Below are 22,190 nucleotides of genomic sequence, written 5' to 3'. Positions count from 1 at the left end.
GGGTCAGAACGCCCTGACGCTGCGGCGGGCCGCGTCCTGGGCCTTGATCTCGTTCCAGGTGGCGACGATGCCGTCCAGCAGCGTCGTCGGGTTCGCGATCGCGCCGAACTCGGCGTGGAAGCGAGAGACATCGAGCGTGATCCGGTCGACGAAGGTGGAGGGGACCTGCTGGCGCACCAACGTGGGCTCGATCCCTGTCGCTTGATGGATGCCGTCGATGATCTCGTTGATCGAGTGGCCCGTCCCACTGCCGAGGTTGTAGACGCGATGGGCCGCGTCGCGGCCCAGCGGGGTGACGAGCATCGCGGCGAGGTCAGTGACGTAGATGTAGTCGCGCACCATCGTCCCATCGCCGAAGACGGTCAGCGGCCGGCCGTCGGCGAGGTTGCGCAGGAAGATCGGGATCACGCCCTGGCGGCGCAGCGCGTGCTGACGCGGGCCGTACGGGTTGGAGATGCGGAAGACCGTCGACCTCAGCCCGTGCTTCCGCTCGAAGTAGGCGAGGTACTGCTCGATCGCCAGCTTGCCGATCGCGTACGGAGAGACGGGGGCCGCGACGGCCTCCTCGCTCACGGCGCCCTCGGTGTGCGACCCATAGATCGCACCGCCCGACGAGGCGTAGTACACGTGGCCCACCCCTGCGTCGACCGCCTCCCGGAACAGGTCGATCGAGCCGGGGATGTTGGTGCGCACGTCGATGAGCGGGTCCTCCTCCGCGGTGGCGGGGGTCGTCGTCGACAGCAGGTGATAGATGACGTCCTGGCCTTTGACGGCTCCGCGGACGTCGCCGTTGTTGAGGAAGTCGCCCACAATCTCCGCCGCTGGCGCGCCGACATAGGTCGGATCGTCGTCGAACCGGTCGAACACGGTCACCTCATGGCCGTCTTCGATGAGCGCGTCGACGACATGGGATCCGATGAACCCGTTCCCGCCGATCACCAAGCACCGCATAGATCTCCTCACCTCAGCCGCCTGCTGACACCTCCCGCGGCGGCGCGCAGCCGCACGCCGGCGCAGCGCCGACGCGAACGCTAGCACCGGGACCGCCGCGCCCGCCCTGACCCGAACGACCAGGGCGCTACCGCAGCATTCTCCTCAGGAGATCGGCGACCCTCCGGGGAACGTAGCGCGCCAGGCGCGAGCGCGCAGAGGGCGGGATGCTCACGATCGCGGCGACGGGCGACGGCGTGTGGAGATTGAGCACGCCGCTGTCGACGAACGGCGTGACATAGCGTCCCTGCGCGATGCGGAAGTCGTACCCGCGCCCCCAGGCCACGTACACGAGCATCCGCTCCAGGCAGTGCAGGATCGTGTTCACGCCGAGCGGCTCCGGCGGGATCTCGCCCTCGAGCTCGAGGGCGAGCAGCGGCGCGATCGCGTCGCGGCGGGCCCAGAAGAACGTGCCGTAGCTCATCACGAAGGTGTCACGTGACCGGAAGTCGATCTCCCGCTCCATGCCCATCCGGCGCCACAGCTCGTTCATCTGCGGGGCCATGAGCGCCTCGTTGTCCGCCGTGACGATCTTGTTGTAGCGGAAGTACATCGGCATGTCCGCGATGACCACGCCGAGGCTGGGGTTCGCCTCCAGGTCTGCGACGATCGCCGACCCCGGCGCCATGAGCATGTCCATCAGCTCATGGCGCCATGCCTCGCCGACAAAGGGCTTGTCGCCGACGGACTTCTTCGTGTGGAAGTGCCCGACGACGTCGTACTCCCGCAGGCGGTCGGCGATCAGCATCAGGGGGTAGATGTCGCGCCCCCGGGGTGGGACGACGACGACCTCGCCGACGCGCCCCCGGCCCGCGAAGGCGGCCTCGATCTGGGCGACCTTGTCCGCGTCGTCGGTCGTCGCGATCAGCGCGTGGTCGAAGGTGAGCGCGTCGAGCGCGTCCAGCAACTCCGCAAGCAGGTCCACGTAGTGCACGTGCAGGTGGACGACGACCCGCAGGCCCGGCGAGGGCGCCGCCGTGTCGTGGGAGTAGTCGCCCTGCTTCGCTGCCAGATAGCCGGTGCGGTCGGGCCGGTCGATCTGGGACAGGTGCGCGGCGGCCAGGCGCGCCGGGTAGCCGCGCGCCTGCATGTGCGCCAGCGCGAACGGGGCGAACTCGGGCCTGGTCAGGAAGGACTTGACCTTGAGCAGCGGCGCTCCCGCCGCGAGCATCCTGTCGGGCAGGCTGTAGGAGAAGTCGGGCCAGGGGGCGGGGGCGTAGTCCTCGTCGACGGTGTCGAAGACGGCCCGGTAGCGCAGGCCCGCCTTGGCGAACCGCGCGGTCGCCCGGATCTCCAGGTTGCGCACGACGTCATTCACGTCGGTGTAGTCCGGCACGGACTCCCAGAACTCGCGGAACACCGGGTGCTGGACCGCGCTGCGCGCATAGGAGACGAAGTAGCTCTGCAGGTGCTCCGGCACGTCCGTGGGGACGCCGCCCAACGGCACGGCGGGCGTCGCGCGGTGATTCGTCACGCCCCAGAAGTCGCAGCCGTGCGCCTCCATGGTCGCGAAAACCTCGCCGAGGTCTCCCACCGGGCCGAAGCACGTGTCGTTCATCAGGGTGACCGAGTCGAAGCCCGCCAGCTCGTCCCAGCCGATCGAGGCCAGGCCCTCTCGCCACGCCGCGAAGTCGAACCCGACGTTCTCGCGCAGGATGACGCCGTCGGCGAGCGTCTCCACACGTGCGAGGGCGGGCGCGTCGAGAGCGCTGTTCGAGACGACGACGACCCTCTCGCACAGCGGCCGCAGCGCCGCGAGCTGGTACACGACATGGTCGGCGAGGAGGCCCAGCGGGTTGAAGTGGACGTATACGAGCGCCCGGCGTGCGTTCAGAACAGCTCCTCGATGTCAGCGCGGCATGCGGCGTACAGATGGCCCGCCGACCTCAGGGACCGGGCGGGACTCGATCCACATCGTAGTTCGGCGACGACCCGGCTCCCCAGCCCGCAGCACCACACGGTCTGACCACGCCTCGCGAGCGTTCGCGGACGCCCGCCAAGGCCGAAACCGGTCGGGCACGGCTCGTCGGCCAAGCACCGGATGCATGAACCAAGAGCGCGGCCCCGCTACACTCCGCTTGGGCTTCCCGTGGAGGAACCGGCCGACCCAGACAGGGATCCCTCGATGATCAACTTCAACGTTCCGCCGTTCACAGGGCGCGAGCTCGAGTACGCGCAGCAAGCTGTCCGCGCGCGGAAGATCTCGGGCGACGGCGAGTTCACGGAATGGTGCCACCGATGGCTGGAGCAAGAACTCCAGGTGCGGCACGCGCTCCTGACAACGTCATGCACCCATGCGCTCGAGATGAGCGCACTGCTGCTGGGCATCCGCCCGGGCGACGAGGTGATCATGCCATCGTACACATTCGTCTCGACGGCGAACGCCTTCGTGCTGCGAGGCGCCCGCATTGTCTTCGTCGATATCCGCAAAGACACGATGAACATCGACGAAACACGAATCGAGGCCGCGATCACCTCGCGGACGAAGGCGATCGTCGCGGTCCACTACGCAGGCGTCGCATGCGAGATGGACGCCATTATGTCAGTCGCAAGGAAGCATGGCATCGCGGTCGTCGAGGACGCGGCTCAAGCGTTGATGGCGCGCTACCACGGGAAATCGCTCGGCTCATTCGGCGACTTCGGAGCGTTCAGTTTCCACGAAACCAAGAACTACTCGATGGGCGAGGGCGGGGCGCTCGTCACAAACGACGACGATGCCTACTATCGCGCCGAGATCGTCCGCGAGAAGGGCACCGACCGATCGCGGTTCTTCCGAGGACAAGTGGACAAATACACTTGGGTCGGCACCGGATCCTCCTACCTTCCGAGCGAACTCAATGCGGCGTATCTGCGCGCACAACTCGAGCTCGCAGAGACGATCAACAACAGCAGGCTTCGCACCTGGGGGATATACAACGAGGGGCTGGCTCCTCTGGCCGAGACGGGAGTGATTGACGTTCCGACCATTCCTCAAGGGTGTGATCATAACGGACACATGTACTACATCAAGGTCCGTGACCACCTCCAGCGAGCTGAGTTGATCTCCCACCTCAAGGCCCGGGGGATCATGGCGGTGTTCCACTACGTGCCACTGCATTCGTCGTCCGCGGGTCGTCACTTCGGGCGATTCTCGGGCGCGGATGTCGTTACGACACGTGAAAGCGAACGACTACTGCGCTTGCCGATGTACTACGGCCTCAAAGATTCTGACGCCAACAAGGTCATCGAGAGCGTTCTGGAGTTCTTCGCGCCACCAACCGCGCGACGGGAGCACATCAGGTGACCTCCTCAACTCCACTGGTGCGACTCCGGCCGATCACCCGGCACGACTCAGAGCGTGTGGTGGCATGGCGCAACACCGACTCGGTTCGCAGCAACTTCATCTTCCGCGACCGACTCACCGTCGCGGACCAGCACCGTTGGATGACCGAGATGGTTGATCGCGGCAGAGTCGCGCAGTTCATCATCGAATTGGGCAAGTCGAGCGTTCCTGTTGGATCAACCTATCTTCGCGATCTCGACACCCCTCACCACAAGGGTGAGTTCGGGATCTTCATCGGAGATCCGTCCGCTCGAGGATGCGGAGTCGGGACCGAGGCCGCGCGCCAGATCCTTGCCTTCGGATTCGCCGAGCTCAACCTCAACCGGATTACCCTACGCGCCCTCGCTCACAATCGGCAGGCGATCCGCGCCTACGAGAAGGTCGGGTTCACGCACGAAGGGTACCTTCGACAGGACGTCTATCTCGACGGCGTCGCAACAGACATTGTTGTGATGGCAGTTCTCAAGGAAGACTGGGCCCGGTGATCTCCTTCGTCATACCCTGCTACTGCTCTGCCCTGACAATCGTCGATGTCGTCGACGAACTCGACGAGACGATGCGGCGGGCGCAACTGGAGCATGAGGTGATTCTCGTCGACGATTGCTCGCCTGACGACACGCTCACGCATCTTCGCTCACTCGCCGCCGCCAGGCCCCACATCACGGTGCTCGCCCTGGCACGGAACTTCGGGCAGCACTCGGCGCTCATGGCGGGGCTGCGTCACGCCTCTGGAGACGTCGTGGTGTGCCTCGACGACGACGGACAGACGCCCCCTCGCGAGGTGACGAAGATCTTGCAGCGCCTTGATGAGGGCTTCGATGTGGTCTATGGACGGTACGACCAAAAGGAGCACACGGCGCTGCGCAACGTCGGGAGCGCACTCAACGAGCAAATGGCGCGCGCACTACTTGGCAAGCCCCGTGGTCTCTATCTCTCGAGCTTCTTCGGGGCACGACGGTATGTCATCGATGAAGTCGCCCGATATACCAGCCCATATCCGTACATCATTGGCTTGATCCTGCGAACGACGCGCTCGATAGCCAACGTCACGGTCGAGCACAAGGCCCGAGCCGTCGGGCGCTCGGGCTATAGCCTTCGGAAGCTCATCAGCCTGTGGCTCAATGGCTTCACAGCATTCTCTGTTCGCCCGCTCCGTGTCTCCGCGGTGCTGGGCGTCGCTGTCGCCGCTTGCGGAATCGTCTACGGCGGCGTCACGGCGATCAGGGCCATCATCTCTCCATCGGCACCGCCTGGATGGAGTTCGCTCATGGTCGCGCTCCTCGTCCTCGGCGGTCTCATCCTCTCCGCGCTGGGCCTCGTCGGCGAGTACCTCGGGCGCGCATACATCTCCATCAGCCAGGCGCCTCAGTTCGTCATCAAGGAGCAGATCAACGCCGAGAGTACGACGCCGCCGGATCCCTCCTCTCCTGCGGATGGCAGTCCGTGACCGGTACCCGCCGCCACGAAAGAGAAGACCGGGACTCGTCGCTTGGGGTCCTCAAGGATCGGCGTCTGGCGTTCCTCGTGGTTGGCGGATTCAATACTGCTCTGGGATGGGCTCTGTTCGCCTTGGCCCAGCACCTTGTCGGAGCGCATCTCGGCCGCTTCGGCTACATGGTCTCGCTCTATCTGTCTTACACGGTTGGCGTATTCCTTTCCTATCTCACCCAGCGGGCACTCGTCTTTCGGCCGCGCGGCCACTTCTGGCTTGACCTCGCGCGGTTCTCACTCGTGCAGATCGGTGGATTGGCACTCAATAGCGTGCTACTTCCCGTGATCATCGAGGCGACGAGCGCGACACCACTTGTTGCTCAGGGCTTCGCCACGATCACCGTGGCTGTCATCACATACCTCGCGCATTCACGGTTCTCCTTTCGTCGTGGCCGAACTGCAGAGCCCTCCGACTCGCGTCGGATCGACCCGGCGCGCCCTCCGAGCACGCAGGAGAACCTTTGACGACGCTCCGCGGGTTGACCCACGTTTCCGAGAGGGTCGGTGCGGCGCTCGATCGCAACCGGGCGATCCTTCTCTTTCTCGGACTCAGTTTCGCGCTCTACTCAGCGTGGTCCTTCCTGACTCCGACAGCCTATGCGCCGGATGAGGCGATGCGCCTCACGCTCGTCCACTACATGATGGACCATGGTCGACTCCCAGCCGCCGACGATCCGATGATCAGGGAACCCAACTGGGGATTCAGCTACGCCTTCTTTCCGTTCACACCTCAGATTCTCGGCGCAATCACGGGGAATATCGCCTCCTGGCTCACGTCGAGCCCGTGGCTGATCCTCTACGCCATTCGACTTCCCGTCATCGTCTCTGGCGTCGTCTCGGGCTGGTTCCTTTGGCTGACGAGCAGCCAGATCTTCAGCCGGCGCGGGGCTTGGTTCGCGACGGTGCTGTTCATGACCTGGCCCCAGTTCGCATTTCTTGCTGGCTATTCGAACGTCGACACGTTTGCAGTTCTCGCGACGACGGTCATCCTCTACTCGTGGGTCCGCGGTCTGAAGACTTCATGGGATCTGCGTTCGAACTGCGCACTTGCGATCGGACTCGGTCTGCTCGCGATCTCATATTACAACGCATTTGGTTGGGGCTTGCTCAGCGGCGCACTCTGGCTCTGGTGCAACGCAGTTCGTAGGTCGACGCGAAGGCCAGGGCGCACATGGTCGGCCAGCGCTGCCCTCATCTGCGCATGTGTCGCCAGCATGGCCGGTTGGTTCTATCTCCGGAACATGCTCATGTTCGATGGAGATGCCCTCGGGCTCCGAACGGCTGAGGCACTGCGCCTCACTTACGGCGCTGACATCGTTCAGGTAGGCCAGCGCGCCGGCAGCACGTGGTGGTCCTTCACGGAGATGGTATTCGGTGACCCGGGTTGGCTCGCGACGTCGTACGAGACTTTTATCGCGCGCTTTGGGAACATGACCGTGTTCGCGCCAGCGTTCGTCGTCCAGTTTTACAGCGCGCTTCTCATCGCTGCCTGTCTGGGCCTTTTGGTGAGAGTGATCGTCAGACACGGTCACAAGTCCGGCGACACCGTGGCGGCAATCGCACCCTGGCTCTTCGTCGGAATCTTGGTCCCGCTGGCGCTGTCTGTGTACCGCTCTTACACTTCGGACTTCCAGGCACAAGGACGGTACTTGATGTCCGCGCTTCCCGGGCTAGTGCTGCTTTCGACTCACGGACTCGTCTCCCTCCGGAGAGCTCTGCCAGCGATCACGAGCGTTCGCCCTGTTCTGATTTGCGTATACGGCGCCTTAACTCTCGCTCACGCGGCATGCATGTACACCGTCTTCATCACTCTCTTTGCGCCAGCCTCGTAAGGCGCCGTCGTTCACTGGCCCGTCGGTTGCCCGTCGCGTTCGGATCGACCAGAGAGCGCGCTCTGTCTGCCCGCGGAGCAGGGCATGTGTGGTGGAGACGGTAGAGTGACCCGGCCTGCTCGCGACCGCGGCCAGGCCTCTCGGAGGAGACCTCTCGTATGACCTCGGATGTCAGCCATCGCGCTGCGCTGCTCGCGGCTGAGCCGCTTCGGCCCGCAGGACCCCGCCGTGGGTTCGCGACAGGGACGCTCGACTCGCTTCGCGACCTCGCCGCCCACCGCGAACTGCTGGGCATGCTGGTGCGCCGCGAGCTCAAGGCGCGCTACAAGGACAGCACGCTCGGGTTCGTCTGGAGCCTCCTGCGCCCGCTGGCAATGCTCGGCATTTACTACATCGTGCTCGGGCAGTTCATGGGCGCGGCCCGGGGCATCCCGGGCTTCGCGATCTTCATCTTCGCCGGCCTGACCGCGTGGGGCTTCTATTCCGAGACGATCTCCGCCGGCACGGGTTCGATCGTCGCCAACAGCGGACTCGTGAAGAAGGTCTACCTCCCTCGCGAGGTCTTCCCCCTCGCGTCGGTGGGCTCGTCGCTCTTCAACTTCGCGATGCAGATGATCATCCTGCTCCTGGGAACCGTGCTGGTCGGGCAGGTTCCCACGGGCTCGCGGTGGCTCTACGCCGTCCTGGCCCTCGCTGTGCTGCTCGTCTACTCGCTTGCGCTCGGACTCGTCCTCGGCGCCGTCAACGTGTACCTGCGAGACGTCCAGTACCTCGTCGAGATCGCGATCATGATCTTCATGTGGGTCTCCCCCATCGTGTACTCCTGGCACTTTGTCGTCGACGCGCTCGGCCGCACAAGCATGTCGGCCAGCACACAGTCCGCGTTGATGGAGGTGTACCTGGCCAACCCCGCGACGCTCGCCGTGCTCGGCTTCCAGAAGACCTTCTGGGTCGCCGGTGACACCCCGGATCCCAGCATGGGATTTGTCCCGCACCCGATCTCCGACCTCGCACTGCGCCTGGGCGTCGCGCTGGCCGTGGGCGTCGTCCTTCTGTGGGTCGCGCAGCGCGTGTTTGCCCGGCTGCAAGCAAACTTCGCCCAGGAGCTGTGATGACCACCGTCGTCGAGATCGCGAACCTGTCCAAGCACTTCACGATCCGCAAGGAAAAGTCGCTCAAGGAGCGCGTCGTCAACTTCGGACGCTCGCGCGCGCACAAGGAGGACTTCTGGGCGCTGCGCGACATCGACGTGTCGATCGAGGCGGGCACGACGGTCGGCCTCATCGGACCGAACGGGTCGGGCAAGTCCACGCTGCTGAAGATGATCGGCGGGATCCTCCAGCCTGACACCGGATCAGTGAGCATCCGCGGTCGCCTGGCCGCTCTGCTCGAGCTCGGCGCCGGGTTCCACCCCGACCTGACCGGACGCGAGAACGTCTACCTCAACGCGTCGATCCTGGGGATCTCACGGGAGCAGACGGACAAGTACTTCGACGCGATCGTCGACTTCTCCGGGATCGAGAAGTTCATCGACACGCAGGTGAAGTTCTACTCGTCCGGCATGTACGTGCGCCTCGCATTCGCCGTGGCCGTGCATGTGGATCCCGACATCCTGCTGGTCGACGAGGTGCTCGCCGTCGGCGACGAGCCGTTCCAGCGCAAGTGCCTCGAGCGGATCCGGCAGTTCCAGGCCGAGGGCCGCACGATCATCCTGGTCACCCACGGCCTCGACCAGGTCGATGAGTTCTGCGACCGCGCGGTCGTGCTGGAGAACGGACGCGTGGTCACGGACGGCACGGCGCGCGAGGCGCTCCGGACCCTGAGGGCCGATTTCGAGGACGCCCGCCAGGAGGAGCGGTCGCGCCAGCAGGCGGCCCCCGACGCGCGCAAGGAACTCGACGCCCACTTCACCGGGATCGCGCTGCGCTCGGACTCGGGGGCGATCGGCCAGCCCACTCTCGCTCAGGGCGAGGGTCTGTTGGTCGCGATGGAGATCGACTCCCCCGTGCCGGTGGCGCGTCCGATCATCGAGATCGGCATCGCCACGCCCCTCGGGATGAGCGTCTACTCCACCAACACCACGCTGCTGGGAGTCGAGCCGGGAACACTTCGCCCGACGTCGAAGTTCCAGGTTCACCTGGGGGGCATGCGCCTCGGCGAGGGTGACTACTCGATCCAGGTCGGCCTGACCCTTGACGACGGCACCGAGGTCCACCGCGTGCCGGACGCCGCGCAGTTCTCCGTGACGGGCCCGGGAACGTCGGCGGGGTTCGTCGGAGCCGACGCCGAGTTCGAGGTGCTGAGCTGATCGGTGCCGACCGCCCACTCCCTGGGGCTCACTCGGGCAGGTAGGGGTCCTGGTCCGGCATGTGCCAGCGGTTCACCATGAAGGCCGGCTCCCACGCCTCCACGCAGACCTCGCGCGTCTGGGACTCGAAGTGGTAAGCGCGGGCCTCGGCGATCCACAACCGTCTCAGGCCGAGCAGACCGACCTTGAGCGAGAGGTCGACATCGTTGAAGTTGACCGGGAGCTGCTCGCTAAGGCCCCCCGCCCGCTCGTAGGTTCCGCGGGTCAGCGCCGCACAGGCGGCCGTCAGCGCGCTCACCTCGCGGTCGACGCACAGCGTGACGAAACCACCGGGATCCTCGTCGAGCGCCTTGCGAAAGCGGTGCACGTAGTTCCCGGCCCACACGGCCACGCCCGCGTGCTGGATCGTGTTGTCGGAGTACAGCAACCGCGCTCCGGTCATGCCGACTCCCGGCTCCGACAGCGGCGCGACGAGCTTGGTGACGAACCCGGGGGCGATCACCTCGATGTCGTCGTTCAACAGCAGGATCACCCCGCCGTGCGAGGCGAGCACGCCGAGATTGCACTTCTCGCTGTAGTTGAACGGCCTGTCGTACGCGACGAGCACCAGCCGCTCCCCTGCGAGCCGTCTGAGGCCGTCGAGCACGTCTGAGGGCGTCGCGGCGTCGTAGACGACGACGATCTCCAGGTTGCGGTGCCCGCCTCGCTCGAGGAGTGAGCGCACGGCGTCGATGACGAAGACGCGCCTCTCGCCCCACACGTACCCGGCTCCGCCACGCGTCGGGATGATCACCGACACCAGCACGTCGTCACCGACCGGGTCGCGCACGATGCGGTAGGTGCTCGGGTGCTGCGCGAACTGCGCGGTCGCGCGGACCCCGAGCCGGTCGAGGTGCTCCTGTACGGCCTTGCGCCCCGCGATCCACGCATAGGGCTTGGCGTTCGGGTCCCCAGCGGCGGACCCCGGCACCACGCGCCAGTGGTAGAGCACCTCGCGCAGGTGCACGACGTCGCGTGCGCGCTCCGTCACCCGCAGCACCAGGTCGTGGTCCTGCGACCCGTCAAAGCCCTCACGGAACCCCCCGACGGCGCGAACGAGCGACGTGCGCAGCACCGACAGGTGGCCCGTGTACATGTGCCCGCGGAGCCGCTCAGGTGACCAGTCGGGCTTGCGGAACGTGTCGTAGAGGTTGCCCTCGGCGTCGACCTTGTCCTCGTCGGAGTACAGGTAGTCGGCGGTCGGTGTGGCCTCGATGGCCCGGGCCACGGCCTTGAGCGCGTTCGCCGTGATCAGGTCGTCATGATCGACGAGCACCACGAACTCACCGCGGGCTCGCTCGATCCCATCGTTGGAGGCGGCGACGATGTGGCCGTTCTCCTCACGCTCCACCACGACGATGCGGCTGTCGGCGGCCGCCGACGCCCGCAACGTCTCCCGCACGGCCGGATCGGGTGAGACGTCGTCGACGAGGATGAGCTCCCAGTCCGCGAACGTCTGCGCGCGAACCGCGTCGATCATGTCTCGCAGCACGTCGATCGGCGGGTTGTAGACGGGCGTGACGATCGAGAAGAGCGGGGCCGTCATCGCCGGGCACGCTTGACGAACCGCAGCGGCGCCATCACCAGCGAGCCGATCCTCCATGTCGTCGACGCGCGCAGCTCCTTGCTCTGTGAGTCGAGATCCTCGACAAGCCGCGACAATCGCTCCCGCTCCGCCTGGATCTCGTCCACCGTCGCCCTCGCCCTCTCGAGCTTCGCGTTCGCCTGCTCGACGGCGTCGGCGTACTCCGCCTTGGCGCGCGCCGCGGCGTCGGCGTAGGTGAGCTCGGCCCGTGCGAGACCGGCCTCAAGGCCCATGACGTGGTCGCGCTGGTACATGCGCGCGTGCTCTCCTGCGACGCGGTCCCTCGCCTCCTGGGCGAACCGGTCGTCCGGGACGATCTCCTCCCACGTGGCCGCAGGCTTGACGTCGGGCAACTCACCGGTCGGCTCACCGACACCGACGCTCACGACATACTGATAGTCGAGCGCGCGCGGCTGGTGCCGCACCCAGTCGACCAGGCCGCCAGGGAACGTGTCCGGGGCGACCTCCACCTCGGTCCCGAGCACGTCGAGCTGCGGCGACCACGCGTCGTGGATGACGAGCCCGAGCGACGTGAGCATCGCGACGAGGCTCTCGAGCGTGAAGAAGGTGATGTGCGTGCGGTCGAGCAGACCCGTGTCGCGGTAGCGCCAGCGCCCCTGCAGGAGCGCGAGCCGCAGCGACCCGTGCGCGACATTCGGCACGGAGATCACGATGCGGCCGTCGGGGGGCAGCAGTTCCATGGCCGAGCGCAGCACCGCGGCCGGGTCGCGCAGGTGCTCAAGGACGTCGCCGAAGACGATCCGGTCGAACTCGTCCCCGCGGAACAGCTCGGCGAGCGGGCTCTTCTCGATGTCGGCGATCTCCAAGCGCCTCAGCTTCGGGCGCGCCTCCTGCGCGGCGTCGGCGTCATACTCGACTCCGCTCACCGTGCACCCCTGGAGGTTGAGCGCGTCGGCGAGGAACCCCCCTGCGCAACCGACGTCGAGCACGCGCTTGCCGGTACCGACCATCTCGACCTCGAGCGTCTGGCTCGAGTTCCGCACCGTCAGGTCGACCACGGTCTGGTAGTGGCTCACGCAGGCACTCCCTCTCTGTTCGCACGACGGCGTCGAGCCTACCCGCCCGGCCGTCCCCGGAGGCACTTGGCGACCGCTTAGCAGGACGATCGCGACCCCGCATTGGTGGGGGCGCGCGTCACGCCGAGTTCGTCCTCTAGCCTTCACTGGTGCCACCGAACCCCCTCCACGCGCTGACGCTCCGCGGCCGATCACTCCTGGGCGCACTGGCCATCCTCGGCGCGGTTCTGTCCGTGGTCGCGTGGGCGACGGCGTCGCCTCCCGGCTCCTCGCCCGACGAAGACTTCCACCTGGCGTCGATCTGGTGCCCGACGCCGATCGACGGCGCGTGCGAGACCCGCGTGGGCGACACGGGTGTCACCCAGGCCGAGGTGCCCAGGCTGTTGGTGGAGAGTTCCTCCTGCAACATGTTCCAGCCCGCCGAGTCGGGCGCTTGCGCACTCGGCGTCGAGGGCACGGCCTGGACCTCACGCCTCGACCACGGCGGCGGGTACCCGGGGACCTACTACGACATCGTCCATCACCTCGTGGGCGACGATCCCGCGGCAACGGTCGTCACGATCCGGATCGTCAACGGACTGCTCGCGGTCGGCCTGATCACGGCGGTGGTCCTGCTCCTTCCCCTCGGCGGGCGCCGGCACGTCCTGTACGCAGTCCTGCCAGTGGTGGCGCCGTTCCCGATCTTCCTCGTCGCCAGCGTCAACCCCAGCAGCTGGGCCATCACCGGAGTCATCGTCGCGTTCTTCGGGAGCTACGGACTCTTCCAACCGGTGAGCCGCGCGAGGAGGGTCGCGCTCGCGGCACTGGCCCTCGTCGGAGCGTTCCTGGCCGCGGCGGCGCGCGCAGACGCGGCCGCGTTCGTCGGCGTGGCGATCATCGCCGTCGCGGTGATGTTCGTGCGTCTCACATGGTCGCGCAGGACCTGGATCGCCGGCGGCGCGCTCACGGCCCTGCTCGCGGCCACCGTGACCGCCTTCCTCGCCTCCGGGCAGTCCGCCCTCCTGCTCCGCGGCTTCTCCGGCGGAACGGCGACGGAGACGGGCTGGACCCTGCTGTTCGCGAACGTCCGGGACTTCCTGCCGCTGCTGTTCGGATTCGCGGCCGTTCAGCCGACGATGCTGAACTGGCTCGACACTCCCGTGCCGGCCATCACCTGGGTCACGGTGATCGCTCTCAGCGCGGCGGTCGCGTGGAGCGGCCTGGCGTCGATGCGCCCGCGCAAGTGGATCGCGCTGGGCGGGGTCGCGCTGCTCTACGTCGCGCTGCCGCTGATCTTCCTCCAGGTGAGCAGCGCGCACGTCGGCATCGCGTTCCAGGCTCGGTACACGCTCCCGCTCCTGTTCGTGCTCATGGCCGTCGTCATGTGGTCACCGCAGGACGGCGGGGCTCCGACGATCGCAACGCCCCAGACGCTCGCACTGGTCAGCGGGCTCGCGGTCGCGCACAGCGTCGCGCTGCACACGCAGATCCGGCGGTTCGTCACCGGCCTCGACGTCTCCGGCTTCAACCTCAACGCGGATGTCGAGTGGTGGCACGGGGGGCCGTCGCCGATGGCCACCTGGGCGTTCGGGACGGTGGGGTTCACGCTCCTCCTGCTCGCCCTGTTCGCCGTTCGGGAGCGGTCCGCGCCGGCGGCCTCCGGCGTCTGAGGCCGCCTCCACGTGAGCCGGCCCCTCGGCGACGGCTACCGGGGCGCCGTCCGCTCGAAGGGCTCGCCGCTCGGCGTCGAGGGGCTCGCCTGGATGTCGAGCTGAAGTGCGCCGATGAGCATCTGCGCGCCCACCATGAGCGGCACGGCGGCGAGCATCACCGTGGCCGCCGTCGCGACGACGGAGGCGGCGATCTGGAAGCACACCCAGATCGCCACGGCGAGCCCGAATCCGCTCAGGAGGAGACCGAGGACGAGGAGCAGCGCGATCGGCGAGAACGACCAGAGGACGTACCGGTACCAGATGCGACGCCAGAACCCCACGGTGAGCAGCGTGAGGAGCTCCGGCACGACCTTGCTCAGCCGGATGCTTGAGACCTCGTTGCCGTAGACCGCGGGGATCGGCACGTCGACTGCCGGCACCTGGAGGATGTTCAGGCGTATCAGCAGGTCGTTCTCGAAGCTGTAGCGCGGTGCGATGCGGTCGAGGTCAAGACGCCGAAGCACCTCCGTCCGGATGGCCGTGTAGCCGTTCTGCGGGTCGAACAGGTGCCAGTATCCGCTCGCGAACTTCGTCATGAACGACAGCACGATGTTGCCGAAGACCCGGTAGCGGGGCATCCCGTGGAACGACTCCGGAGCGAAGAACCGGTTGGCCTTGGCGAAGCCGTACCCGTGAGTCGTGACCTGTTCGAGGAGCGGGGGCAGGTAGTCGGGGTCCATCTGCGCGTCGCCGGCCATGATCACGTTCACGTCGGCGCCGAGCGCCATCGCCTTGCGGTGGCCGGTGATGATCGCGCCGCCCACGCCCTTGTTGGTCTCGTGGCGCACGAGCACGACGCGCTCGTCGGCCGACGCCTGGACGACGTCGCTGGTGCCGTCGGAGCTGCAGTCGTCGACGACGATGATGTGGTCGACGAAGTGGGGCATCGTCTCGATGACCGTGGCGATCATCTTCGCCTCGTTGTACGCAGGCACAACGGCGGCGATCCGCGCTCCTTCGAACACCATCACGGCTCCCGTTCTGTTGTGGTCTGCCCGTCGCAGACCGTGGTCGGCTCGTCGTCCTGCGCGGCTGGCCCAGAGCCCGCGAACACCCACGAGCGGTAGACGAAGTAGTTGGTCACTGTGGTCACCGCCGTCGCGACGACCTTGCCCACACCCCAACCGCCCGCGGTCTGGTCGATGAGGGCGACGATGACGGACGTGACCAGGGTGTTGAAGGCCACGAGAACCGTGTAGCGCACCAACGCGCGACCGTGGGGCGCACGCGACACGAAGCCGATCCGGCGCTGAACGGTGTAGGTGAAGGCGAAGCTCAGCAGGAAGGCCACCGCGGCGGCGATGCCCGTCCGCCACCCGAGAACCATGCGGAGGAACGCGAGCATGCCGAAGTCCACGAGAAAGGCAAGCCCGCCCGCGACGAGATAGCGCACGACGCTTGCTCTCACGTTTCGACACTTCCCTGCTTGTTCATGGCTGCGAACGGGCCGACCTCGTGGGGGCCCGGACGCGCAGCCTAACCGGTCAGGGATGTCCTGCTCGCTCGTGTCCGGGAGCGTCCCCGCCGTCTCAGCTCAGGCGGGAGCCGGCGCCCAAGACGATTCGCGCGGTCCCCGCCCACCGCGCGCCATCCGTGACGCGGCGCCCGTCGACCAGCAGGCGAATGCCAGGCAGATCGGCGGGCGCGAGCGTCGCGTACTCCGGGTGGTCGGTCTGCACGATGGCGACGTCGGCCGGATCTCCGAGATGGTGGGCGGCGAAGCCGATGCCCTCGAGCTCTCCGTCGGTGTACAGCGGATCGTGCACGGTGACGGTGGCGCCTCGGCGCGTCAGCGCGTCGACGGTGGCGAACACGCCGGAGAACGCCGTCTCCTTGGCGCCGCCCCGATAGGCGGCGCCCAGGACAACAGCGCGCAGGCCCGTCAGGTCACCGAGGATCTCCTCCGCCCGCGCCACCATGCGCTCGGGCATCTCGGCGTTGACGCGGCGCGCGTCGCGCACGATCGTCGCCTCCGGGTCCACCGACAGGTACAGGCGCGGGTAGACGGGGATGCAGTGGCCGCCGACGGCAATGCCCGGGCGGTGGATGTGGCTGTACGGCTGGGAGTTGCTCGCGGCGATCACGGCGTGCACGTCGATGCCCTGCCTGTCGGCGAAGAGCGCGAACTGGTTCGCCAGGCCGATGTTGACGTCCCGGTACGTGGTCTCCGCGAGCTTCGCGAGCTCGGAGGCCTCGGCCGCGCCCAGGTCCCAGACCCCGTTCGGGCGGTCGAGATCGGGGCGCTCGTCGAAGTCGAGCACGGCCTCGTAGAACTCGCGCGCACGAGCCGCGCCTGCCTCGCTCAGCCCGCCGATCAGCTTGGGGTACTTGCGCAGGTCCGCGAACACGCGGCCCGTCAGTACGCGCTCGGGCGAGAAGACGAGGTGGAAGTCCTCTCCCTCCGTCAGCCCCGAGATCTCCTCGATCATCGGCTTCCACCGAGTGCGCGTGGTCCCCACGGGCAGCGTCGTCTCGTAGGAGACCAGGGCGCCAGGCGACAGATGCTCGGCGAGCGACTTGGTGGCGGCGTCCATCCACCCGAAGTCAGGCTTCGCCGTCTCCTCGTCGACGAACAGCGGCACGACGACGACGACGGCGTCAGCACCCGGCACCGCGTCGGCGTAGTCGGTCGTGGCGCGCAGCGCGCCTGACGGGACCAGTTCGGCAAGACGCTCAGCCAGGCGCGCCTCGCCAGGGAACGGCTCCTCGCCGGCGTTCACCGTCGCGACCGTCTCGGCATTCACGTCAACGCCGATCACCTCGTGACCCTTGCTCGCGAACTGGACGGCCAGCGGCAGTCCGATCTTGCCCAGGGCGATGACGGCGATGCGCATCGAGCGTTCCTTTCGACGAGGCGGCGGTCGGCGAGGCGGCGGTCGGCCTGACAACCGTCCCGGCGAGGCGCCGACGGACGCCATTCCGGCGCGACGATCGAGCCACCACGCAGGATACGCGAGCAGCCCAGGTCGCGTCTGCGGCGGGCGCGCGGCGGTGGCCCACCTGCGCGCCGTCCGCTCCATCGCTATCCGACGACACCTGTCGCGTAGCGGAGGAGCAGCCCAGCGACCGAGTCCGAGACGGCCCCCGAGCCGCCCAGCACCACGATCCGCCCCGGCCGCAACCGCGCCAACTCCTGGGCCACGACCGACGGAACCGAATCCGACCGGACCAACAGCACGGGACCACCGCGCCCCCGACAACGCATCCGGGAACAGCAGTCCGTTCGCGACATACGCCACCGGAACCCCCGGAGCGAACGTCGCCGCCGAGACCGCCGCCGACGTCGCATACCGATCATCTCCCGCCAACCGCGACACGGCGGAGAACGCTTGCGCATACAGCGCGGCCTGCGCCCGGATTCGCGGGAGCTGCTGGTATGCGAGCTCGCCAGGGCACTTCGTCCGGTGAGTGTCTCGGTGACTGAAGACACGCGGCAGCGCCACCTGCTGGCTGGCCGCGAATCGCCCTCCCGCCGTCTGGCTGGCGGCGGTGAACGTCGCGGAGCCGCCAGGGTCAACGCCGTACTGCGCCAGGCGATAGCCAACGATCCGGGCGACACCGGCGAGCATCGCGTCCGTCGGCGTCACGCCGGCCGTGGTCGTGAAGGTTCCGACCATCGCGACACCGATCTCGTCAACCGCGTCGAGCACGAGTCCCACGGACTCGCCAGCGTTGCCCGGAGCGGCGTGCCGAACATCAGGAACGCTGCGCTCCGCTGGGACTTGAGTCACCTTGTGCGACTCGACTTCGACCGTCGCCGTTCCCCGTGACGGAAGAGCCGAATCTGCGGCGAGGCCACGCGAATGTCGCGATGCCGTCTCATGCGGCAGGCGGCCACCGCGGGAACGCGCCGAGCGCCATCAGGGAAGCCACACAGAGGGCGACACCAGCAACACCAACGCGGTCCTCGCCACCCGCGCTCGGCTGCCGGAGTACCCCAACGGCGCAGGGGACGGGAGCCTATGCACAGGGAGTCATCTTCCGTCGGATGCCAGAAGCCGGCGCGGACGCGGACCTCATTGGGGGCAAACGTACGGGAACCGAGTCTGTTGAGTACGCGTCGCCCGCGACGAGTTGCGTCACACGCCCTCCTGCGGGCGACCTACGGCATGGCGAACTGAGCCGACACATCCACAGCGCCGATAGCATCGGTCTCCGTGAGAATCCTCAGCGTCGTCGGTGCGCGCCCGCAGTTCGTCAAGCTCGCACCGATCGCCAGGGCTGCGGAGGAAGCGGGCGTCGAGCACGTCATCGTCCACACTGGTCAGCACTACGACCCCATGCTCTCCGACGTGTTCTTCCGCGACCTCGGCATCCCTGAGCCGAATGTGCATCTCGGAGTCGGATCCGGCAGCCACGGGGTCCAGACCGGTGCGATCCTCGGCGCCCTCGACAGCGTGCTCGTCGAGCACGAGCCTGATTGGCTCCTCGCCTACGGTGACACGAACTCCACGCTCGCCGCAGCCATCGCCGCGGTCAAACTCCACGTGCCCTTGGCCCACCTGGAGGCTGGGCTGCGCTCCTTCAACCGGCGCATGCCAGAGGAGCACAACCGCGTGCTGACGGACCACGCGGCCGATCTATGTCTTGCGCCGACCGCTGTGGCGATGAGCCATCTCGCGGCTGAGGGACTTGCCCCGCGTTCCGTCCTCGTCGGCGACGTGATGAGCGACGTCCTCATCCAGGTGCGCGACATCGTCTCGAGCCGCGCGCCCCGCTTGTTGCCCGACCTCGACCTCAAAGACCGTGAGTATTACGTTGCGACCATTCACCGCGCCGAGAACACTGACGACCCCGAGCGGATGGCCATGATCATTGAGGCCCTCGCGCGCGCAGACCGTCCCGTCATCCTCCTCGCCCATCCGCGCGTTCTCGCGAAGGCCGCAGCGCACGGCATCGCACTCAACCAGGGGGCATTGCGCTGCCACCCACCCCTGACCTACCCCGACCTGATCGCGGCGGCGCTACGTAGCGCGGGGGTCGTCACAGACTCGGGCGGCCTTCAGAAGGAGGCATTCCTCCTCCGCGTCCCCTGCACCACAGTGCGAACGGAGACCGAGTGGACCGAGACAGTCGATCTCGGCTGGAACGTGCTCGCGAACAACATCGACACGATCACCGCCGCGCTCGCACGCCCGACGCCCCCGCCGACCGACGCGGAGCCCTACGGCGACGGATGCGCGGCGCAACGCACGCTCTCGGCTCTCCGCGAGGAACGATAGCGACACGGGTTCGCCCCGATCTTGGCGGGGAGCTGCGTCGACACGATCGCCGCCGCTCTCACACGCCCGACGCCGTCAGCGATCGACGCGAAGCCCCATAGCGCCGCAAGCGCGGCGCAGCGCGCGCTCTCAGCCCTCACCCGCGCCGACACCGCCAGTCCCGAGGTCATCGTCGAGATCAAACGGATCCGGCCGCGACGCGTCATCATCCTCGGCGGCCCCGGAGCCATCGGCGACACCTCACCACCCACCCCAGCAACCTCGCCGACAACTCCCCCATCGTGCCCTGCGCCACCACCACCGTTGGCCCGGCCGACCCACACTCGTGGGGCCTGGCGCGAGCGCCCACTCACTTGCCCGAACCCATCACCACACCAAGCGCCCGTTGCGCCAACTCTCTCAGGTAGGGATTCTGGCTGGCGAGCCGCAGTTCCTCGATGGCTCGCGTGGGCTCACCGGACCGCGCGAGCGCAAGCCCGTAGAGCAAGCGCAGGTATGGATCCGTCGTCGAAACCACCACCAGGACCGACGCCTCATCCGCTGCCGCCTCAGGCTTACCGACGCCCAGCAAGGCCAGCACGTGGATGCTGCCGGCCTCGATCGACCCCGGGAGACGATCGAGCGCTCGTGCGGACCATCGCCCAGCGGCCTGCGCCGCCGACTTGTCCCCCGCGGCCGTCTCAGGCACGAACGACTGCGCGGCGATCAGCGGCACGTCGGCATCCCACGGCCGAAGGTGTTCAGCAACGGCGAAGTCGTGTTCTGCGTTCGCCACGTCGCCCCGGGCCGCAGCGGCGGCTCCGCGAGCGAGCGGAATCTCTGCCGCACACGCCACCCCGAGGACAGCGACCAGGAGCGCCATCCCGCCACGGACGAACACAATGACAGGGCGAGGATTGGGTGCCCGCACATGGCGCGCGGCGACCAGGGTGCCTAGGGGCGCTGCGACCACAGCGACGATGCCTGGACTGGTGAAGTGGGTGAGCCCCGCCACAGCGACCACCACGGCCCCTGCCGCGCCGCCCACCAGATACTCTCGGCGGGCCCCGTCGGCCGCTTCGACGATCGACGCCCGTGCGGCCGATGCGACCACGGCGGCGAGGACAACCGAGCACAGGGCCAGCGCCACACCACCCGCCGCGAGGACTTGCAACACCCAGTTGTGCGGCGAGTCCAGCACGCCTGCGGGATTCTGCGTCACCGTCCATGACAGCGGTCGGTAGGCTGGAAACGCCTCGACAAACCCGCTCGGTCCGACGCCCAGCCACAGGTGGTCGCGCACCAAGCTCACCGTCGCGGACCACTGCTCGAGGCGACTCGTGATGGTTGTGACCGCCAACGGGCTCTCACCCGTCACACGGCTGCGCGTTCCGGGAACGACGAGCGCCAGCGCAACGAGCGCTGCGGCGCTCGCGCACGTACCGGCCAGTGTGCGACGTCGATGGGCGCGCGGTTGGGCCAAGCCCACCACGCCGAGACCGATCAGACCGCCGAGCAACGCCGCCCGAGACCCCGAGGCCACCACCGTGACGAGCGCCGCTGCCAGCCCCAAAGTCGCGACCGCGCGACCGAGGCGCGCCTGCCTCCGCAACGCGGGACCGACGAGGTTCGCCGCCAGACAGGCGCCGACGATGCCTTGGTCGGTCGCATTGCCCAGCAGCGCGCCGGGCCGCGCCACATCACCGCCGAGCGGTCGCAACCCACACAGTTCGGCGACACTGATGGCCGCGAGAATCACGGCGACGCCCGCGGCCACGCGCACCGCGACACCGAAGTCCTGCGGACGAGACTGCGGTCCGAGCACTCGCGCACCTGCCCACACGGCGCTCAGGTATACGACGAGCCCGAGCACGCCCTCGTATCGCGGCCAGCGCCCCACGAGTTGTGCGAGCGGAGCGGCTCCTGCGAGCGCGGCAGTGACGAACAGGACACACCCGACTGCGGCCCCGGTGACAACCGAGCGCGGCAGACGTCCCCGCGGTGCGGCATACGCAGCCACCAAGGCACCGACCGCCAGCACCGCGAGCTTGGGCAAAGCGAACCGATAGAGACCTCCAGGAAGGAAGGCCAGCGGAGCGGCGCCGAGGAGAACTATCGCCATGACAGGCGCTCGGTCATGGGCGATCCGCATGTCCCAGACCTTATGCCCCCTGACGACTGTCCGGGAGCACGATCGCCTCACCGAGATGCGGCCCGACAGCGCGCTATCGACCCAGAAAAAGAGGGCCCGTTGCGCGAACGGCACCGCAGCCTGATGGCCCTTCCTTTCCGCGCGTCCAGAAGAAGACCCGCCAAGAAGATGAAGAACCGTCATCTACATCGCGAGAATGCCGGAACTCGCCATGCGTCGTCATCGCCATCCGGGCCCCAATAGCGGCGATGACATCGTCCACACTCGATGCGCACAACTTCACCCGGGTGACTTCTCCGCCTCCGCTTGCGAGACAAACGGCTCACTGGGAACGTGCAGAGCACCCTCATCGAGACGGATGGAACCCATGCACAATGCCCACCACAGAATCCGGAAGAACCTTCCGCGCACACTCGGCGTAGTCGCCGCAGCGGTCCTCTTCCTCGCCCCTGCCGTCCCGGCGACTGCGGACGACGTGCCGCCAGACACGATCACTGGCACGGTGTCAGGAGTGCCGGAGAATGAGTCGTATCCCCCTGCGC

General features: G+C 67.5%; 18 protein-coding genes and 1 pseudogene. 10 read left to right on the top strand and 9 right to left on the bottom strand.

The window, feature by feature from the left end; genetic code table 11:
• Window positions 1–3: 3 nt before the first annotated feature.
• Both EV386_RS00965 and EV386_RS00960 read right to left on the bottom strand, forming a co-directional pair.
• Window positions 4–951: an NAD-dependent epimerase/dehydratase family protein gene (locus EV386_RS00965; RefSeq protein WP_130411507.1), complete on the bottom strand. Its 948-nt coding sequence runs from the start codon at window positions 949–951 to the stop codon at window positions 4–6.
• A gap of 127 nt (window positions 952–1,078) precedes the next feature.
• Window positions 1,079–2,758 carry a rhamnan synthesis F family protein gene (locus EV386_RS00960; RefSeq protein WP_165399796.1) on the bottom strand — a complete coding sequence of 560 codons (1,680 nt, stop codon included), beginning with the start codon at window positions 2,756–2,758 and terminating at the stop codon, window positions 1,079–1,081.
• 357 nt (window positions 2,759–3,115) lie between these two features.
• On the opposite strand from EV386_RS00960, the gene rffA reads away from it, so the two are divergent.
• The 7 genes from rffA (at window position 3,116) to EV386_RS00925 (ending at window position 9,943) form a co-directional block, all read left to right on the top strand.
• Window positions 3,116–4,273 carry a dTDP-4-amino-4,6-dideoxygalactose transaminase gene (gene rffA / locus EV386_RS00955; protein ID WP_130411503.1) on the top strand — a complete coding sequence of 386 codons (1,158 nt, stop codon included), beginning with the start codon at window positions 3,116–3,118 and terminating at the stop codon, window positions 4,271–4,273.
• Entirely contained in the window at window positions 4,270–4,797 is a 528-nt protein-coding gene (locus EV386_RS00950; RefSeq protein ID WP_130411501.1) for a GNAT family N-acetyltransferase, read from the top strand. Before rffA ends, EV386_RS00950 begins: the two co-directional genes overlap by 4 nt.
• Window positions 4,794–5,759, top strand: coding sequence for a glycosyltransferase family 2 protein (locus tag EV386_RS00945; RefSeq protein ID WP_207216439.1), 966 nt, complete (start codon window positions 4,794–4,796; stop codon window positions 5,757–5,759). Before EV386_RS00950 ends, EV386_RS00945 begins: the two co-directional genes overlap by 4 nt.
• Window positions 5,756–6,268, top strand: a complete 513-nt coding sequence (locus EV386_RS00940) for a GtrA family protein (protein WP_165399795.1) — start codon at window positions 5,756–5,758, stop codon at window positions 6,266–6,268. The genes EV386_RS00945 and EV386_RS00940 overlap by 4 nt, the downstream gene beginning before the upstream one ends.
• Window positions 6,265–7,635: a glycosyltransferase family 39 protein gene (locus EV386_RS00935; RefSeq protein WP_130411497.1), complete on the top strand. Its 1,371-nt coding sequence runs from the start codon at window positions 6,265–6,267 to the stop codon at window positions 7,633–7,635. The genes EV386_RS00940 and EV386_RS00935 overlap by 4 nt, the downstream gene beginning before the upstream one ends.
• 158 nt (window positions 7,636–7,793) lie before the next feature.
• A complete protein-coding gene (locus tag EV386_RS00930; RefSeq protein WP_130411495.1) occupies window positions 7,794–8,747 on the top strand; it encodes an ABC transporter permease in 954 nt (317 codons plus the stop codon).
• Entirely contained in the window at window positions 8,747–9,943 is a 1,197-nt protein-coding gene (locus EV386_RS00925) for an ABC transporter ATP-binding protein (protein ID WP_130411493.1), read from the top strand. Before EV386_RS00930 ends, EV386_RS00925 begins: the two co-directional genes overlap by 1 nt.
• A 28-nt stretch (window positions 9,944–9,971) precedes the next feature.
• Here EV386_RS00925 and EV386_RS00920 read toward each other — a convergent pair whose 3' ends face one another.
• Both EV386_RS00920 and EV386_RS00915 read right to left on the bottom strand, forming a co-directional pair.
• Window positions 9,972–11,528, bottom strand: coding sequence for a glycosyltransferase family 2 protein (locus EV386_RS00920; protein WP_130411491.1), 1,557 nt, complete (start codon window positions 11,526–11,528; stop codon window positions 9,972–9,974).
• Entirely contained in the window at window positions 11,525–12,604 is a 1,080-nt protein-coding gene (locus tag EV386_RS00915) for a class I SAM-dependent methyltransferase (protein WP_130411489.1), read from the bottom strand. The genes EV386_RS00920 and EV386_RS00915 overlap by 4 nt, the downstream gene beginning before the upstream one ends.
• Before the next feature lie 149 nt (window positions 12,605–12,753).
• On the opposite strand from EV386_RS00915, the gene EV386_RS00910 reads away from it, so the two are divergent.
• Window positions 12,754–14,253: a DUF2142 domain-containing protein gene (locus tag EV386_RS00910; protein WP_165399794.1), complete on the top strand. Its 1,500-nt coding sequence runs from the start codon at window positions 12,754–12,756 to the stop codon at window positions 14,251–14,253.
• Between the two features lie 35 nt (window positions 14,254–14,288).
• Here EV386_RS00910 and EV386_RS00905 read toward each other — a convergent pair whose 3' ends face one another.
• From EV386_RS00905 to EV386_RS18925, 4 genes and pseudogenes are all read right to left on the bottom strand, one after another.
• Window positions 14,289–15,263, bottom strand: a complete 975-nt coding sequence (locus EV386_RS00905; protein ID WP_130411485.1) for a glycosyltransferase family 2 protein — start codon at window positions 15,261–15,263, stop codon at window positions 14,289–14,291.
• Window positions 15,263–15,703 carry a GtrA family protein gene (locus EV386_RS00900; protein WP_130411483.1) on the bottom strand — a complete coding sequence of 147 codons (441 nt, stop codon included), beginning with the start codon at window positions 15,701–15,703 and terminating at the stop codon, window positions 15,263–15,265. Before EV386_RS00900 ends, EV386_RS00905 begins: the two co-directional genes overlap by 1 nt.
• 121 nt (window positions 15,704–15,824) lie before the next feature.
• Entirely contained in the window at window positions 15,825–17,129 is a 1,305-nt protein-coding gene (locus EV386_RS18595) for a nucleotide sugar dehydrogenase (RefSeq protein ID WP_242607770.1), read from the bottom strand.
• Window positions 17,130–17,483: 354 nt separating this feature from the next.
• Window positions 17,484–17,612: pseudogene (locus tag EV386_RS18925) on the bottom strand (cell wall-binding repeat-containing protein); the annotation flags it as partial.
• A gap of 12 nt (window positions 17,613–17,624) precedes the next feature.
• Here EV386_RS18925 and EV386_RS18590 point away from each other — a divergent pair.
• Together EV386_RS18590 and wecB are read left to right on the top strand one after the other, a co-directional pair.
• Window positions 17,625–18,065, top strand: coding sequence for a hypothetical protein (locus tag EV386_RS18590; RefSeq protein WP_242607769.1), 441 nt, complete (start codon window positions 17,625–17,627; stop codon window positions 18,063–18,065).
• A 387-nt stretch (window positions 18,066–18,452) separates the two neighbouring features.
• Window positions 18,453–19,517: a non-hydrolyzing UDP-N-acetylglucosamine 2-epimerase gene (wecB, locus tag EV386_RS00890; protein ID WP_130411479.1), complete on the top strand. Its 1,065-nt coding sequence runs from the start codon at window positions 18,453–18,455 to the stop codon at window positions 19,515–19,517.
• A 349-nt stretch (window positions 19,518–19,866) separates the two neighbouring features.
• Here wecB and EV386_RS00885 read toward each other — a convergent pair whose 3' ends face one another.
• The gene (locus tag EV386_RS00885; protein WP_165399793.1) at window positions 19,867–21,648 is read right to left on the bottom strand and encodes an O-antigen ligase family protein; all 1,782 of its coding nucleotides are present in this window, start codon (window positions 21,646–21,648) and stop codon (window positions 19,867–19,869) included.
• Window positions 21,649–22,190 lie beyond the last annotated feature (542 nt).

Source organism: Xylanimonas ulmi (genome assembly GCF_004216535.1).
GTDB classification, from domain to species: domain Bacteria; phylum Actinomycetota; class Actinomycetes; order Actinomycetales; family Cellulomonadaceae; genus Xylanimonas; species Xylanimonas ulmi.
The sequence above is the reverse complement of the archived record's forward strand: the minus strand, read 5'-3'. Positions and strand labels throughout refer to the sequence as shown.